This window comes from Micromonospora sp. NPDC047527 (genome assembly GCF_040643015.1).
Lineage (GTDB): Bacteria > Actinomycetota > Actinomycetes > Mycobacteriales > Micromonosporaceae > Micromonospora.
The window spans coordinates 33,655-50,383 of the sequence record NZ_JBEYTK010000004.1; the positions used below are offsets into that span (position 1 = coordinate 33,655).

A 16,729-nucleotide genomic window follows, 5' to 3' on the forward strand; every position below is an offset into this window, starting at 1 on the left:
CGGGCGACGGCGCGCCCGGCCGGCATAGGGTGGATCTCGTGACTGAGATGACCTATCGCCGGCTGGGCGACTCCGGGCTCGTGGTGTCCGTGGTCGGCATCGGCTGCAACAACTTCGGCCGCAAGCTCGACGTCGACGGCACCCGCGCGGTGGTCGACGCCGCCCTGGACGCCGGGATCAACCTGTTCGACACCGCCGACATCTACGGCGAGCCGCAGGGTGGTTCCGAGGAGCTGCTCGGGCAGGCGCTCAAGGGCCGCCGCGACGACGTGGTGGTGGCCACCAAGTTCGGCATGGACATGCACGGCCTCAACGGGCCGGACTACGGCGCCCGTGGCGCGCGGCGCTACATCGCCCGCGCGGTGGAGGCGTCGCTGCGCCGGCTCGGCACCGACCACATCGACCTGTACCAGATGCACGAGCCCGACCCGGGCACCCCGATCGACGAGACCCTCGCGGCCCTCGACGACCTGGTCCGCGACGGCAAGGTGCGCTACCTGGGCAACTCCAACTTCGCCGGGTGGCAGATCGCCGACGCGGACTGGGTGGCCTCGTCCAACGGCCGGGCCCGCTTCATCAGCGCACAGAACCACTACAGCCTGCTGGAGCGCTCCGTCGAGGCCGAGGTGATCCCCGCCTGCGAGCGGTTCGGCCTCGGCATGCTGCCGTTCTTCCCGCTCGCCAACGGCCTGCTCACCGGCAAGTACAAGCGCAGTGAGCAGCCCCCGGCGGGCAGCCGGCTCTCCGGCGGCGGCCGGTACGCCGAGCGGCTCGCGGCGGCCGACTGGGACACCATCGAGGCGATCGAGGCGTACGCCGCCGAGCGGGGTCTGACCGTGCTCCAGGTGGCGATCGGTGGGCTGGCCGCCCAGCCGGCGGTGACCTCGGTGATCGCCGGTGCCACCACGCCAGAGCAGGTGCACGCCAACGCCGCTGCCGGCACCTGGGAGCCGAGCGACGAGGACCTGGCGGCGCTGCGCGCCATCCTCTGACCCGAAGGTCCGAAAACGGGCCGGGCCGCTCGTCGCGGCCCGGCCCGGTCGTCGGTTGGGCGCCGCAGCGCCCGTCGGTCAGCCGGCGCGACGGCGACCGAACAGCATCGCCACCCCCATCGCGACGGCGGCGAGCACCAGAGCACCGGCCGCGATCGGCCACCAGCCGCCGCCGGTGGCGCGGTCCGCGTCCATCGGAGCCGTCACCGCCACCGGCGCGGGAGCCGGCGGCGTCTGGGCGACCTTCGCCTGGATCTCGGCGGTGGCCTTGCCGGGATTCGGCTCCGGCGCGGTCACCGTCACCCGCCACCGACCGGGGGAGAGCACGGGACCGCTGCTGTAGAAGCCCTGCCCCTCGGGTGCCGGTTCCAGTTGCAGCGGGCCGAGCTGCTGCCCGTCCGGGCCGGTGCCGGTGAGGACCAACCGCACCGGCTTGTCCAGTCGGTGCCCGTCGCCGTAGGTGGCCTGGATGGTGACCCCCTCGGCACCGTCACCGGCGACTTCCAGCTTGAGCTTGCCGGTGTGCGCCGCCGCCGGGGCCGTGGAGAGCAGAGCCAGGGCCAACCCGACGAGTACGGCGGTGACCACCGTGCGGATACGTGTCACGGACGTCTCCTCACTGAAACTGAGGAGGCCCCTCCCCGACACCGAGGTGTCGGGGAGGGGCCTCGGATGGATCAGAGCTGGCGGCCCGGTGCGAGTCGGGTGACGTCCTCACCCAGTCGCCCGGCGCCCTTGACGGGCTTGCCCTTGTTCGCCTTGACCCCGGCGTTGCTGGCAGGCGTCCCGCCGAGCCGCACCGTCATGGCGTCGGCGTCGCGGATCAGCACGTCCCGGATTTCCGCCTCGGTCACCAGCTTGGTGTCCGCGGCGAGCTTCCGGAAGGCCTCCAGCTCCTTGAGCGCCTTGTCGTCCTTGCCGGACGCCTCCGCCTTGCGGACAGCGTCGAGCTTCTTCGTCAGATCCTTGTGCGCCTTGGCCGAGAGCCGCCCCGTCGCCTTGAACCGGTCCAGCAGGTTCTGCATGTCCCGGAACGAGGTGGTGACGAAGAACCGGACCGTCGAGGTGGTCTTGTTGCCCGCCTTGTCGGTCGCGGTGACGGTCAGCTCGTGCAGGCCGAGCGGCAGCTCGTACATGGCCTGCAGGGTGCCGCTGGCGTACGCCTTGCCGTTGAGGGTGCCGACCACGGACGAGATGCCCGAGGTCGGGTCGACGGCCTGCCAGGACACCCGGACGTCCTGGCTGTCCCCGTAGAGCTGGCCGTCGGCGATTCCGGACACCAGCAGCGTCGGCTTGGTGCCGTCGATGCGCAGCACCGCCGACTTGAGCGTCTCGGCGTTGCCCGCCTTGTCGGTCGAGCGGAACAGCAGCTCGTGCTGCCCGTCACCGGTCACCTCGACCGGCTCCGAGTACGGCGTCCACGCGCCACCGTCGAGAGACCACTCCACCGTCTTCACGCCGGAACCGGCGTCGGTCGAGGTCAGCACCACCGGGATGGTCCCGTTGTGCCAGCCGTCGTCGCTCGCCGGAGCGAACGTCGCCGTGGTCACCGGCGCCGTGGCGTCGATCTTGACCGAGACGGTCTTCGTCGACTCCACATTGCCGGCCTGGTCCGTCGAGCGGAACCGCAGCTCGTGCTCGCCGTCCCCGCTGACCGTCACCGGCTCGGTGTAGGCGGTCCAGGTGGTGGCACCGTCCAGCTGGTACGACGTACCGGCCAAACCGCTGCCACCGGCCTCGTCGGCGGCGGTCAGCGCGACCGTCACCGGCCCGGTGTACCACCCGTCGGTGGGGGTGCCGGACACCGCCGCCGTCGTCACCGGCGCGGTCTCGTCGACCGCCCTGGTGCTGAGCCGGAAGTAGTCGAACGAGGCCGTCTTCGACGCCGTCTGGTTGGCACCGAGGGTGAACAGGCCGACCTTCGGGGTGGCCCCGACCGCACTGTTGGTGAGTGCCGTCAACGCCGTCCAGGTCGTCCCGTCGGCCGAGTACGACGCGGTGAACGTGTCGCCGCTGCGGGCCAGCCGCAGGTGCCACACCGCCGAGGTCAGGTTGCCCGCCTCGGGCTGCGGGTCCTGGACCGTCCCGCCGACCTCGCTGCGGAACTCGATCCGCCGCGACACCGTCTGGCCGGCCTGGTTGTCCGCGATGAAGTCGAACTTCAGGTAGTTGTCGTCGTCCGCCATCACGATCAGACCGGCCTGCTGGTACTGCTCGTCCAACAGGCTGCCGTCGACCTTCGTCTCCAGGGTCCAGTCGCCCGACGGCGCGGTCTGGAGGATGAAGTTCTTCGGCCCGGTGTTGTCGGTGCCGTAGATGTCACCGTTGGGCACGTCGATCCGCAGCGCGCCACCGGTCACCCGGTAACCCGCCGGGTCCTCCCGCAGGATCGCGTCCCACCGGCACTTGTCCAACGCGCTGCCGGTGAACTCGTCCGACGGGTCGACCGGGCCGGCCGGAGCGTCCGGCGTGACCTGGAACGAGTCGAAGGCCGCGTCGACCACCGGCGCCTCGGTGCCGCCGTTGAGCGCGAAGACCCCGATCCGCGGGTTGGTGATGCCGGCGAGCGCGGCCGAGCGGCCGACCGGGGTGAAGGTCTGCCCGTCGGCCGAGGCGGCTGCGGTCAGGTTCGTCCCGTCACTGGTGATCCGCAGGTACACGGTGTCACCGGCAGGTGCGGCGGTGGCGTCGGCGGCCTCGTTGCGAGGAGTGGCCGCCGTCTCCCGGATGAACTCCACCCGACGGCTGCCGTTGTACAGCAGGTCCACCTTGGCGTAGTTGTCGTCATCGCCGTACACCAGCAGACCTGCCTGCTGGTAGTTGGCCGTCACCGGGAGGGTGACCTTGGTGGTCATCTCCCAGGCGCCGGTCGGAGCCGGCTGGAGCACCAGGTTGGTGGCGTCGTTGCGAGTGCCGTAGAGGTCACCCACGCCGGTCGGCAGCCGCAGCGCGCCGCCGCTGACCGAGTAGAGCTGGTTCTCCCGGACCACACTGGTCCACCGGGCCTTGTCGAGGCTGGTGCCGTTGAAGTCGTCCGAACGCGCCCCGAAGCAGGACGTGTCCGGCGCGTCCACCCGCACCGGCACCGTGGCGTACGCCTTCGCGCCCTTGCTGTCGGTCACCGTGAGGGTGGCCGTGAAGGTGCCCGGGCTGGTGTAGGTGTGGCTGGCGTCCAGGGTGGTCGCCGAGCCTCCGTCACCGAAGTCCCAGGCGTACGTCAGCGGGGTGTCACCCTCGGCGTCGGTGGCCGTGCCGTCGAAGGCGACGGTGACCGGCGCGGTGCCGGTCGCCGGGGTGGCGGTGGCGCTGACCACCGGCGGCGCGTTCTCGGTGACGCCCCGGCCGATGAAGTCCATCCAGTTGACGTTGAACAGCGAGCCCGTCCCGCCGTTCGGATCGCGGGCCAGGAAGAACAGCGAGCCGCTCGCGGCACCGGTGACCGGCGCGCTCACGTCCGTGTACGTCTGCCACGCACCGGTCGCCGGCACGGTGGCCGTGGCGACCACCGGTCCGTCGACCGCGCCCGCGCGGACCTCGATCCGACCGCCAGCGGCGGCCGAGGCGGCCCGGAACCGGATCTCGGTGATGTTGGTCAGGTCCGCCGGGGCGACCGACCACCAGTCGCCGTCCTCGATGAACCCGATGTTCTGACCGCCGCCGGCAGAGTCGGCGCCGGTCTCCCGCTGCACGCCGGCGTCTCCGCCGCCGGTGCTCACCGGCGCACGTCCGGTGGCGGTGAAGTACTCGGCCTGCTTCTGCTTCGGCTGGAGGATCTCGATCGCCCGGCCGGTGAGCGGGCCGGAACCGCCGGCACCGCCCTCGTCGGTGTAGGTGGCCTCGAAGACCGCGAAGACGTTCGCCTCGGCGCCGTGCCCGGAGGCGAGCGACGTCTGGACGGTGCCGGTGCAGCCGGTGTGCTGCTCCAGCGGGTGGGCGTGCTCGTCGTGACCGAGCAGCACCTGCAGCTGCACCTTGTCACAGTCGATCTGCCCGTCCTCGGGGTCGGTCACCTTGACCGAGTAGCGGACCTGGTCACCCCAGTTGAAGAAGCCACCGTCCGGCGGGAACTCGATGCTCACGGTCGGTGCGGTGTTGCCCACGGTGACCGGCACGTTGGCCACCGCGGTACGGCCCTTCGGGTTGGTGACGGTGAGCTGGGCGGTGAAGCTGCCCGCTGCCGCGTACGTGTGCGTCGGGTTGGCCTCGGTGGAGGTCTGCCCGTCGCCGAAGGCCCAGGCGTAGGTGAGCGTGCCGCCGTCCGGGTCCCGGGAGCCGGCGCTGGAGAAGGTGACAGTCAACGGCGCCGGACCCGAGGTCGGGGTGGCGGACGCCGCCGCGATGGGTGCGCGGTCACCGGCGGTGTAGTCGATCCGGTAGACGCCGGAGTTGTCGTTGTTGCCGCCGAAGCCGCTGCCCCACTCGATCAGGTACAGCGCGCCGTCCGGGCCGAACTCGAAGTCCATCGGCCGGACCATGGTCATCCCGGTGAGCAACTGGTTGATGTCCACCAGCGACTTGCCGTCGGCGGTCATCTGCAGGGTGTACATCTTCGACTGGTTCCACTCGCCGAGCAGAGCCTTGCCGTCGTAGTACGCCGGCCACTTCCGCGCCGAGTTGAGGTCCGCGTCGTACCGGTAGACCGGGCCGCCCATCGGAGCGCCGCCGCCGCCGATCTCCGGGTACCGCGCGTCACCGGCGTAGCCGTAGTCGACGGTGGCCGGGACGACCGGCGGGAGGTTGGTCAGGCCGGTGTTGTTGGGCGAGTTGTTCACCGGTGCCGCGCAGTCGAACTTCGCGCCGCTCGGGCCGGACGGGAACGTGTAGTCGTTGTACGCCTCGTTCGTGCCCGTGCAGTACGGCCAGCCGTAGTTGCCGGGCGTCACGACGTTCCACTCGACCAGACCCCGGGGGCCACGGTTCGGGTTGTCCGAGTTGGCGTCCGGCCCGTAGTCCGCCACGTACAGCGTCTTGGTCTTCGGGTCGGTGCCGATCCGGAACGGGTTGCGGAAGCCCATCGCGTAGATCTCGGGACGGGTCTTCTCGGTGCCCGGAGCGAAGAGGTTGCCCGCCGGGACCGTGTACGTCCCGTCGTCCTCCGGGTGGATCCGGATCACCTTGCCGCGCAGGTCGTTGGTGTTGCCGGAGGTGCGCTGCGCGTCGTAGTCCTGGCGGCCCGACCGCTCGTCGATCGGCGTGTACGCGCTCGACTCGAACGGGTTGGTGTTGTCACCGGTCGCCAGGTAGAGGTTGCCGTCACTGTCGAAGGTCATGCTGCCGCCCGCGTGGCAGCAGGTGTTGCGCTGGGTGTCGACCCGCAGCACCTGCTTCTCGCTTGCCGCGTCGATGGTGTCGCCGGTCACGGTGAACCGGGACAGCAGGTTGCGCGCGATGCCGTCGTTCGGGGCGTAGTAGAGGTACACCCACTTGTTGGTGGCGAAGTCCGGGTCGAGCCGGATGCCGATCAGGCCGTCCTCGTTGCCGGTGAAGACGTCCAGGTCGATGGCGGTGACGGTGTTGCCGGTGTCCGGCTTGATGATCTGCACCCGACCGTCACGCTCGATGTAGAAGACCCGCCCGTCCGCGGCGATGTCCAGCTCCATCGGGTTGCTTGTGTTGCTGTCCAGCGTGACCTTCTCGAAGTTGGAGGTCTTCGAGGCGCCGCAGTCGGCGTCGACAACGCCGGCCGCCGTCTGGATGCCGCCCAGCAGGTGGCTGAGGAACTCGGGCTCGGCGAACGACTCCCGGGTGTGCCCGCCCCCGGTGTACCAGGAACGGCCGCCGTCGAAGTCCTGGCACCAGGCCGTCGGGTGGTCGGCGCCCATCGCGCCGGCGCCCGGGTTGTAGCTCTTCTCGTCCAGGCTGGCCAGCACGTGCACGTCCGGCCGTGGGTTGGTCTGGAAGTTGTACCACTCGTCGAACCGGGACCAGCGGTCCGGCAGCTCGGCCGTGGACGGGTGGGCGTGGTCCTCCACCTTCACCGTGGCCTGCTGGTTGGCCGGGTGGTTGGCGAAGTACGCGCCGACCAGGTCGCCGTACCACGCCCAGCTGTACTCGGTGTCCGAGGCGGCGTGGATGCCGACGTAACCGCCGCCGGCCTGCACGTACCGCTCGAACGCCGCCTGCTGCTCGGCGTTGAGGACGTCACCGGTGGTGGAGAGCCAGATCACCGCCTTGTACTTGGCGAGGTTGGCGTCGTTGAACGCCGCGCCGTCCTCGGAGGCGTCCACGGTGAACCCGTTGGTCACGCCGAGCTGCTGGATGGCGGCGACGCCGGTGGGGATGGAGTCGTGCCGGAAACCGGCGGTCTTGGAGAAGACCAGGACGGAGAAGGGGTCGGCGGCGGCCTGAGGGGCCACCTGGCTGACCGGGTTGGCGGCCTGCGGGGGGACCTGAGCGGCGGCCGGAGCCGCCTGCGCCGGCAGGCCGAACAGCGTTGTCGAGGCCAGGGCCAGGGATATCAGGGTAGCGGTGAGTGGTACGCGGGCACGACGAGTTCGGGACACGCCGCCTCCTTTGTCGCGGTGGACAGGGATCGCGGGGGCCGGCTCGCCGAAGACCGTCCCAGATGGAGCCGGTGAGGACACCGTGCCAGGGTGTCCGCGCCGGCATTTTGTCGAATCGCTGAACAAATTAATTCGGTTGGTTCTATGTCGGGCAAGATGCCGGCGGGTAACGGTTCTGCAACGGCGGGCGACATTCCGAACAGGACCGGGATGAAGCACCCATCGGATTTCGCCGTATGACCCATGCGACCCTCCCTTGGCAGGCCGACCGAACTGTCGTACGGTGACACGCAAGTAACCCACGGGAGCCCGGTGAACCGGGCTGAGAGGGGGGCTGACAGCCCCCGACCGTCGAACCTGATCCGGATAATGCCGGCGCAGGGAGGAGAGTTGCCGTGCCGTCCCTTGGGCGACTGCATCTGATCACCGACACCCGACCCGGGCGTGATCCCCTCACCGTGGTCCGGGCCGCCCTCACGGCGGCCCGCGCCGACCTGGTCGTACAGGTCCGGGTCGAGGACTCCGCCACCGACCGTGAGGCGTACGACCTGGCCCGCCGGGTGCTCGCGCTCTGTGCGCCGTACGGGGCGACCTGCCTGGTCAACGACCGTCTGCACGTGGCGCTCGCGGTGGGCGCCAACGGCGGTCACGTCGGAGCCGAGGATCTGCCCGTCGCCGCCGCCCGCCGGGTGCTCGGCCCCACCGGCATGCTGGGCGCCACCGCCCGCGTACCGGCAACGGCGGTCGAGGCGGTCACCGCCGGAGCCACCTATCTGGGCGTCGGCCCGTGCCACGCCACCAGCACCAAGACCGGCCTGCCGGACCCGATCGGCCCTGCCGGCGTACGCGCTGTCGCCGAGGCGGTCGACGTGCCCGTCATCGCGATCGGCGGCGTGACCGCCGCCCGGGTGCCGGCACTGCGGGCCGCCGGGGCGTACGGGGTCGCGGTGGTGGGCGCCGTCTCCACCGCCGCCGACCCGGCCGAGGCCACCGCCGGGCTGCTCCGGGCGTTGACGTGCTGACCCCCCGCCCCGTGGACGTGGCGGTGGTGGGGGCGGGGCCGATCGGGCTGGCGATCGCCTGGCGATGCGCTGCCCGAGGGCTGCGGGTGGAGGTGCACGATCCGGCTCCCGGGTCGGGTGCCTCGGCCGTGGCCGCCGGGATGCTCGCCCCGGTCGCCGAGGCGTACTTCGGCGAGCGGCAGCTCACCGAACTGCTGGTGGCGTCCGCCGCCCGCTGGCCGGCTTTCGCCGCCGAGCTGACCGACACGACCGGCGCCGAACTCGGCTACCGGACCGAGGGCACCCTGATGGTCGGGCTGACCGGCGACGACCTGGCCGAGGCTCGCCGGCTGTGGGCGTACCAGCAGGGGTTGGGCCTGCCGGTGACCCCGCTGCGCCCCACCGAGCTGCGCCACCACGAGCCGGCGCTCGCGCCGAGGGTGCGCGGCGGCGCGCTCGCGCCCACCGACCACCAGATCGACCCCCGGATGCTGGTGCCGGCGCTGCGCACGGCCGCGCAGCGAGCCGGTGCCGTGGTCGTGCCGCAGGCGGTTCACCGCCTGGCCGACGTGGACGCCCGGGTCATTGTGGTCGCCGCCGGCTGTGGCGCGGCCGCCCTCACCGGCCTGCCCGTGCGGCCGGTCAAGGGGCAGATCCTCCGGCTGCGTGCGCCCGGTGGCGCCGCGCCGGGCTTCCGGCACGTGATCCGGGGGTACGCCGACGGCGAGCCCGTCTATCTGGTGCCCCGCGCCGACGGCGAGGTTGTGCTCGGCGCGACGGTCGAGGAGCGGTCGGACACCAGTGTCACCGCCGGTGCCGTGCAGCGGTTGCTCCGCGCCGGAGTCGACCTGCTGCCCGAGTTGGCCGAGTACGACCTCGTCGAGGCGGTCGCCGGCCTGCGCCCCGGCACCCCGGACAACGCGCCCATCCTCGGGCCGCTGCCCGGCCGGCCGAACGTGCTGGCCGCCGTCGGGCACCACCGGCACGGCATCGTGCTCACCCCGATCACCGCCGACCTGATCGCCGACCTGGTGACCACCGGCGTGCCCGACCCGCTGCTCGCGCCGTTTCGGGCCGACCGGTTCGGCGGGACGGACGGGGCTGAACCGACCCTGGAGGGGGACCTGTGAAGTTGACGGTGAACGGGACCGGACGCAGCGTGCCCGGTGGCGCGTCGGTGGCGGACCTGGTCCGCGACATCGTGCCCGAGCAGCGTGGGGTGGCGGTCGCGGTCAACGGCGAGGTGGTGCCCCGGGCCGGCTGGCCGGCCACGGTGCTCCGCGACGGTGACCGGGTCGAGGTGCTCACCGCGGCGCAGGGCGGGTGAGCGGCGTGCCGTTCGAGTTGGGTGGAGTGACGTTCACCTCGCGGCTGATCCTCGGCACCGGGGGAGCCGCGAACCTGCACGTGCTGGAGCAGGCGATCCGGGCGTCCGGCACGGAGCTGGTCACCCTGGCGCTGCGTCGGGTGGACACCGCGCCCGGCACCGCCGGTGGGTTGCTGGACCTGCTGGACCGGTGCGGGGTACGGCTGCTGCCGAACACCGCCGGCTGCCACACCGCGACCGAGGCGGTGAAGGTGGCCCGACTGGCCCGGGACGCGTTCGACACCGACTGGATCAAGCTGGAGGTGATCGGCGACGAGCGGACGCTGCTGCCCGACGGGGTGGAGTTGCTGCACGCCGCCGAGGAGTTGGTCGCCGACGGCTTCACCGTGCTGCCGTACACCAGCGACGACCCGGTGCTCGCCCGCCGGCTCGCCGACGTGGGCTGCGCGGCCGTGATGCCCGCCGGCTCCCCGATCGGTTCGGGGCTCGGCATCGGCAACCCGCACCACATCCGGCTGATCCGGCAGAGCGTGGACGTGCCAGTCATCCTCGACGCGGGCATCGGCACCGCCTCCGACGCGGCCCTGGCGATGGAGTTGGGCTGCGACGCGGTGCTGCTGGCCAGCGCGGTGACCCGGGCCGCCGATCCGGTGGCGATGGCGACCGCGATGCGGTACGCGGTCGAGGCGGGCCGGCTGGCCGCCGGGGCGGGCCGGATCGCCCGTCGCTTCCACGCGCTCGCCTCCACACCTGACGAGGGAAGACCCGACCTGTGAACCCGACGTCTCGCGCCACTGATCACCGTCGGGCAGACCTTGGAAGCAAACTGCCCCTCAAGGGGCCGAATCCTTCCAAGATCTCGGCGGGGAGCGTGCCGTCGGGTGTCGTTCTGCTTACCGATCGGCTGGTCGCGTCGGGACCACTCGACCTGGTTGTCGCTCGGGCGGTGGCTGGGGGAGTGCGCTGGGTGGTGCTGCGGGACAAGGACCTGCCGCGCGCCGAGCGCGCCGCCCTCGCCGTCGACCTGCGGGCGATCCTCGCCGACGTCGGCGGAACCCTGATCGTGGCCGGCCCCGACCCGCTCGGCGGTGACGCCGTGCACCTGCCCGCCGCCGGCCCGTACCCGCCGCCGGCCCACCCGCTGGTCGGCCGCTCCTGCCACAACCAGGCCGAGCTGGACCGGCTGACCACCGAGCACTACGTCACCCTCTCTCCCGTCCATCCGACCAGGACAAAGCCCGGCTACGGCCCGCCGCTGGGCGTTTCGGGGCTGCGCACGCTGGCCCGCGACAGCCCAGTGCCCGTGCTGGCCCTGGGTGGAGTGGAGACCCCGGAACAGGTGACCGCGTGCGTCCAGGCGGGAGCCGTCGGGGTGGCAGTGCTGGGCGCGCTCATGCGAGCCGAGAACCCGACCGACGCGGCAGTCGCTCTGACCCGGGCCTTCCACGAGGCCGTCACCCCTGAGCCCTCAACCGCGACGAGCGGAGACCAGACGTGACACCGAGCACAGTGCTCACCATCGCCGGCTCCGACTCCGGCGGTGGCGCCGGCATCCAGGCCGACCTCAAGGTCTTCGCGGCCCTCGGCGCGTACGGCACCAGTGTCCTCACGGCCATCACCGCACAGAACACCCGTGGCGTCGACGCCGTACTGCCGCTGCCCCCGCGCACGATCACCGAGCAGTTGGACAGCGTGCTGGCCGACTTCACCGTCCGAGCGGTCAAGACGGGAATGCTCGGCACCCCCGCCGTCGCGGACGCGGTGGCCGAGGCCGCTCGGAACGGCCGGTTGCCACAACTCGTCGTCGATCCGGTGCTGGTCGCCACCAGTGGACACCGGCTCGGTGTGGTGGAGGCGGTGGAGCGGCTGCTCCCGTACGCCCGGGTGGCGACGCCGAACTGCGCGGAGGCCGCAGCGATCACCGGACGCCCGGTGGACGACGTGGCCGCGATGGTCGTGGCAGCCGAGGCCCTCGCGGCGGGCGGCCCGGAGTACGTCGTGGTCACCGGCGGTGACCTGGACGGTGACGAGGCGGTTGACGTGCTGCACGGCGACGGCGTCACCACTCTGCTGCGCGGGCCGCGGGTGGACACCCGGCACACCCACGGCACCGGGTGCTCGTTTTCGGCGGCGATCGCCGTGCGGCTCGCGCTGGGCGATCCGGTGCCGGTAGCGGTGGGGACCGCCAAGGAGTACGTGCTCCGCGCGCTGACCGGCGGGCGGGGTTGGGAGCTGGGCGCGGGGCGCGGGCCGCTGGATCACTTCGGCTGGTCCGCTTGATCACCAGGGAGGCTGTCATGCAGGCACGAGGCAAGGTGTACGTCGAGGGTTCTCGGCCGGATGTCCGGGTGCCGTTCGCCGAGGTGGGGTTGTCCGGGGACAACCCGCCGGTCCGGCTCTACGACACGTCCGGTCCCGGTTCCGATCCCGAGGTGGGGCTGCCGCCGCTGCGGGGGCCGTGGATCGCGGAGCGGGGTGACGTGGCGCCGGTGCGGGGTGCGGGTACGCCGCTCGCCGGTGCGGACGGTCGCCGGCCCACGCAGCTCGCCTACGCGCGGGCCGGGGTGGTGACGCCGGAGATGGAGTTCGTGGCGATCCGGGAGAACGTCGACCCGGAGCTGGTCCGGACGGAGATCGCCGCCGGCCGGGCGGTGCTGCCCCTCAACGTCAACCACCCGGAGTGCGAGCCGGCGATCATCGGCAAGGCGTTCCTGGTCAAGGTGAACGCCAACATCGGTACGTCGGCGGTCAGCTCATCGGTGGCCGAGGAGGTGGAGAAGCTGACCTGGGCCACCCGGTGGGGTGCGGACACCGTGATGGACCTGTCCACCGGCAAGCGGATCCACGAGACCCGCGAGGCGATCGTGCGGAACTCGCCGGTCCCGATCGGCACGGTGCCGATCTACCAGGCCCTCGAAAAGGTCGGCGGCGACCCGGTGAAGCTGAGCTGGGACGTGTTCCGGGACACCGTGATCGAGCAGGCCGAGCAGGGCGTGGACTACATGACGGTGCACGCGGGGGTGCTGCTGCCGTACGTGCCGCTGGCCGTGGACCGGGTCACCGGGATCGTCTCCCGAGGTGGCTCGATCATGGCGGCCTGGTGCCTGGCGCACCACGAGGAGAACTTCCTCTACACGAACTTCGCGGAGCTGTGTTCGCTGCTCGCGAAGTACGACGTGACGTTCTCCCTCGGTGACGGGCTGCGCCCCGGCTCCATCGCGGACGCCAACGACGAGGCGCAGTTCGCCGAGCTGCGCACCCTTGGTGAGCTGACGACTGTCGCCTGGGAGCACGACGTACAGGTGATGATCGAGGGCCCGGGGCACGTACCCATGCACAAGATCAAGGAGAACGTGGACCTCCAGCAGGAGTGGTGCCACGAGGCGCCGTTCTACACGCTCGGCCCGCTGACCACGGACATCGCGCCGGCCTACGACCACATCACCTCGGCCATCGGCGCCGCGATGATCGGCATGTTCGGCACGGCGATGCTCTGCTACGTCACCCCGAAGGAGCACCTCGGCCTGCCGGACCGCGACGACGTCAAGGCGGGCGTGATCGCGTACAAGATCGCGGCCCACGCGGCGGACCTGGCCAAGGGACACCCGGGCGCGCAGGCGTGGGACGACGCGCTGTCGAAGGCGCGGTTCGAGTTCCGCTGGGAGGACCAGTTCAACCTCTCGCTGGACCCGGAGACGGCGCGCTCGTACCACGACGCGACGCTGCCCGCCGAGCCGGCGAAGACGGCGCACTTCTGCTCGATGTGCGGCCCGAAGTTCTGCTCCATGAAGATCACCCAGGAACTCAAGGAGTACGCGGCACGCGGCATGAAGGACAAGTCGGAGGAGTTCGTCTCCGGCGGTGGGCGGGTCTACCTCCCGCTGGCCTGATCGGCTCAGTCGCGATGGTGGCGGCCGGTGGAGCGCAGCGAGCGACGGCCGCTCTCCTGCTCCGGCTCGTTGTCCACGACCGGCTTGCTCAGGCCGGCGACCCAGTCGACGAACTCCTCGTCCTGCGTGGGTAGCGGTTCCGTCGCATCCGTTTCGGGTCGGTTCTCCTCGTCGGCCCGGGACCGGTTGCGACGGAACAGACCGCCGAGCCGTCCCCGCCGGGAGGGCTGCTGCTCCGCGTCGTCGGTGGACGTCGACGCGACCGGCTGGGCGTCGCCGCCGGCCGGCCCGTCGACGGGGACGTCGGGAGCGCCCGCCTGCTCCGGCACGACCGTGGACGGCGCGGCCGGCTCCGCCTCGGCGCGACCTCGGCCCCAGCGGCGGCCCTTGGCGCGGGGTTCACGCGAACCCGGGTCGGCGGCGGCACCCTCGTCGGGACCTGCCGGGGTGCCGACGGTCTGTTCCGGGGTGCCGGCCGAGTTGGTCGGCGTCGTCCAGAGGGCCGCCGTCGAGTCGGCCTGCGCCGGGCCGGTACGGCGGGCGGTGTTGAAGGCGTCCCAGGTGCTGGCGCGGCTCAGGTCCGGCAGCGGTGCCCGGTGCCGGGACCGGGGCGTCCACTCGGTCGAATCCCCGGCAGCGACCGGAGCGCCCAAAGTGGACGGCCCGGTGTCAGCGGCCTGTGACGTCGTCCACGCCGGGGTCGACGGCCAGGCCGGCGGGGCCGGCGTCCACCGGTCGGTCTCCGTGTCGCCAGCGGCTGGCACACCGAACAGCGGGCCGCCGGCACCATCCTCGGTCGCGGGCGGCTCGGTGCGGCCGGTCCCGGACGCGTCGGCGACCGCGGACTCACCGGCCGAGCCGGCCGTGGCACGTGGCTGCGTGGTCGTCCCGGTGGTGGAGGCAGCGGCGGTGCTGGAGACGGCCTTGCCGCGCTGACTCTTCCGACCGGTCGCGCTGTCCTGACCGCCGGGGGGCGGCGTGGCCTGGCTCTCGTCGGCCGGGCGCGGTGTCGGGTCGGCCTCTTCGCCCGGCCGGGGCGTGCTGTCGGTGGCCTTGCCGGGCCGCGCGGACTTGCGGGCGCGACCGGCGGTCGGTGCCGCCGTGACATCGGTTTCGGCCTGCGTGGCGCTGTCGGCGACGCCCACCTCCGGGCTGCCGGACGCGGGTCGGGCAGTGCCCGGGGCAGAGGAGTGGGACGCCCGCACTGTCGCGTCCGAGGTGCTGGCACCGCTGGTCGGGTCGGCGGCGGCAGCCCGCTCGAACGGTGCCGCGCTGTCGGCCGGACCCTCGGTGCTGCCGGCCGTGGCGGCCTTCGGCTTGCGGGTCCGGCGCGGCTTGGGGGCCGGCCCGTCGCCCGCGCCCGCCGTCTCCGCGCCCGCGCCTGCGCCCGCCGTGTCCGTGTCCGCGCCTGCCGTGCTTGTGCCAGCGCCTGCCGTGTCCGCGCCAGCGCCCGCTGTGTTCGTGCCCGCGCTCGTGCCTGTCGTGCCGGTGCCCGCCGTGGTCGTGCTTGCCGTGCTCGTGCGTGCCGTGCCCGCGCTTGCTGTGCTCGTGCCCGCCACGGTGCTTGCCGTGCCCGTGTCTGCCGTATCCGTGCCTGCCGTGCCCGCACGGGTCGGTGTGGCCGTGTCTGCCGTGGCCGTGCTGGCTGGGTCGCTGGTCGTCGCGCGGTCGACGGTCGAGTGGGCCGCGCCGCTCGTGGTCGTCGCCGTGCTGGCGGTCGGGTCGCTGCCGCCCAGGTTGTCTGCTGGGGTGCCGACGGTGCGACCCGCCGGAACGCTGGCCGTCCAGGCCGCGCCAGCCGAGCCGATGATCTCGGTGGTGGCCGCTCGGCCCGTCCCGGGGGAGTCGTCGCCGGCCGGTGCGGCGGACGCGCTCGCTCGGGACCGGTCGGAGGGAACCGGCCCATGCTGACCGCTCGCCGTGGTCGACGGCCAGTCCCAGTGGGCGGGGACGGTGCGTACGGCGGCGAGGTCGTCGTTGGCGCGCGAGCCCGGCCCGGCCCCGACCAGCTCCGCGCCGGAGGTGGCCGCGCTGGTGGGCTCGGTGTCGTCCCCGGCGCCCGCCGGACCCGCCGACGGCGCGGCGCCCGGCAGGGCCGGGCCGGCGGGCAGCGGGCGCAGGATGTCGGTGGGCTCGATCGCCGCCGGAGCGGCGGTGCCGGCACGGAGGGGCCAGCGCAACAGGGCGGCGGCAGCGGCCCCGAGCGCGCCAGCGAGAACCGCGATCAACGCGCCGTAGTAGGGAGTGGTCTGGTAGCGATCCACCGCGTCGCCGGGGCCGGCGGTCAAATAGGCGAACGCCACCAGGACCGGACCGGCCACGCCGGTGGCTCCGCTGACCAGCGGGACCTGGCCGCGCCAGCGGGCGAGCCCGGCCGTCGCCGCCCCCGCGAGCAGCGCCACGATGGGCAGCAGGAGCAGCGCCAGCCGCTGCGCGGCGGCGTCGGCCAGCCAGCTCGGTTCGAGTACGCCGAGCCGGACCGTGGGCAGCGGGCCGACCGTGCCGAGCGACGGCAGGACGGAGATCAGCGCCAGCAACCAGACCGCGCCGGCCACGGCCGCCATGTTCCAGCCCAGCTCGGGCCGGAGCAGGACGGCGATCGCCGCACCGGCCCCGATCACCGCGCCGAGCACGGCGCAGATGCCGACCGCCCAGACCGGGTCGATGGAGATCAGCTCGGCCGCTCGCGCGGGCTGCATGCAGAGCGGGGCGACGGCGGTGGCACCGAGCGCTGCCGCGCCGCCGATGGCCAGTTGCCGACCGGTGCTGGCAGCCGGGGCGTCCCGGCGGGCCAGGCGTCCGGTCAGGACGGCACCGGCCACGGCCGCGTTCGCGGCGAACCAGCCGACCCAGACGAGCTGGGCCGGCCACTGGTTGACGGTCGTGCCGGAGAAGGCGCCGGTGAGTCGGACGATGCCGAAGCCGTACGCGACGCCGAGCTGGCCCGCTCCGGCCAGCACGCTCACCCCGAGCGCCGTGAGCAGGAGCTTGCCCCAGGTCCGAAAGGCCATGTCGG

Annotated in this window: 11 protein-coding genes and 1 riboswitch; of the genes, 8 read left to right on the forward strand and 3 right to left on the reverse strand. The window is 72.7% G+C overall.

What is annotated here, in order from left to right:
* Positions 1 to 29 precede the first annotated feature (29 nt).
* Positions 30 to 992, forward strand: coding sequence for an aldo/keto reductase (locus ABZ808_RS16915; RefSeq protein ID WP_357006910.1), 963 nt, complete (start codon positions 30 to 32; stop codon positions 990 to 992).
* A 78-nt stretch (positions 993 to 1,070) separates the two neighbouring features.
* Here ABZ808_RS16915 and ABZ808_RS16920 read toward each other — a convergent pair whose 3' ends face one another.
* Together ABZ808_RS16920 and ABZ808_RS16925 are read right to left on the reverse strand one after the other, a co-directional pair.
* The gene (locus tag ABZ808_RS16920; RefSeq protein ID WP_357006913.1) at positions 1,071 to 1,598 is read right to left on the reverse strand and encodes a hypothetical protein; all 528 of its coding nucleotides are present in this window, start codon (positions 1,596 to 1,598) and stop codon (positions 1,071 to 1,073) included.
* 71 nt (positions 1,599 to 1,669) lie between these two features.
* A complete protein-coding gene (locus tag ABZ808_RS16925; protein WP_357006916.1) occupies positions 1,670 to 7,495 on the reverse strand; it encodes a ThuA domain-containing protein in 5,826 nt (1,941 codons plus the stop codon).
* Positions 7,496 to 7,786: 291 nt separating this feature from the next.
* Positions 7,787 to 7,896: riboswitch (TPP riboswitch) on the forward strand.
* Between ABZ808_RS16925 and thiE the strand changes: the two genes are divergently transcribed.
* The 7 genes from thiE to thiC all read left to right on the forward strand — a co-directional run bounded on the left by thiE (position 7,891) and on the right by thiC (position 13,713).
* Positions 7,891 to 8,517 (forward strand): thiamine phosphate synthase, encoded by a 627-nt coding sequence (gene thiE, locus ABZ808_RS16930; RefSeq protein ID WP_357006919.1) that lies wholly within the window; start codon positions 7,891 to 7,893, stop codon positions 8,515 to 8,517. Its footprint overlaps the riboswitch before it by 6 nt.
* Positions 8,511 to 9,626 carry a glycine oxidase ThiO gene (thiO, locus tag ABZ808_RS16935; RefSeq protein ID WP_357006922.1) on the forward strand — a complete coding sequence of 372 codons (1,116 nt, stop codon included), beginning with the start codon at positions 8,511 to 8,513 and terminating at the stop codon, positions 9,624 to 9,626. The genes thiE and thiO overlap by 7 nt, the downstream gene beginning before the upstream one ends.
* A complete protein-coding gene (gene thiS, locus ABZ808_RS16940; RefSeq protein WP_357006925.1) occupies positions 9,623 to 9,823 on the forward strand; it encodes a sulfur carrier protein ThiS in 201 nt (66 codons plus the stop codon). Before thiO ends, thiS begins: the two co-directional genes overlap by 4 nt.
* Positions 9,820 to 10,599 carry a thiazole synthase gene (locus ABZ808_RS16945; RefSeq protein WP_357006928.1) on the forward strand — a complete coding sequence of 260 codons (780 nt, stop codon included), beginning with the start codon at positions 9,820 to 9,822 and terminating at the stop codon, positions 10,597 to 10,599. The genes thiS and ABZ808_RS16945 overlap by 4 nt, the downstream gene beginning before the upstream one ends.
* Positions 10,600 to 10,679: 80 nt before the next feature.
* Positions 10,680 to 11,321, forward strand: a complete 642-nt coding sequence (locus tag ABZ808_RS16950; RefSeq protein ID WP_357008169.1) for a thiamine phosphate synthase — start codon at positions 10,680 to 10,682, stop codon at positions 11,319 to 11,321.
* Positions 11,318 to 12,103 (forward strand): bifunctional hydroxymethylpyrimidine kinase/phosphomethylpyrimidine kinase, encoded by a 786-nt coding sequence (gene thiD, locus ABZ808_RS16955; RefSeq protein ID WP_357006931.1) that lies wholly within the window; start codon positions 11,318 to 11,320, stop codon positions 12,101 to 12,103. Before ABZ808_RS16950 ends, thiD begins: the two co-directional genes overlap by 4 nt.
* 17 nt (positions 12,104 to 12,120) lie before the next feature.
* Positions 12,121 to 13,713 (forward strand): phosphomethylpyrimidine synthase ThiC, encoded by a 1,593-nt coding sequence (thiC, locus tag ABZ808_RS16960; RefSeq protein ID WP_357006934.1) that lies wholly within the window; start codon positions 12,121 to 12,123, stop codon positions 13,711 to 13,713.
* Positions 13,714 to 13,718: 5 nt separating this feature from the next.
* On the opposite strand, the gene ABZ808_RS16965 is transcribed toward thiC, so the two are convergent.
* Positions 13,719 to 16,724, reverse strand: coding sequence for a hypothetical protein (locus ABZ808_RS16965; RefSeq protein WP_357006937.1), 3,006 nt, complete (start codon positions 16,722 to 16,724; stop codon positions 13,719 to 13,721).
* Positions 16,725 to 16,729 lie beyond the last annotated feature (5 nt).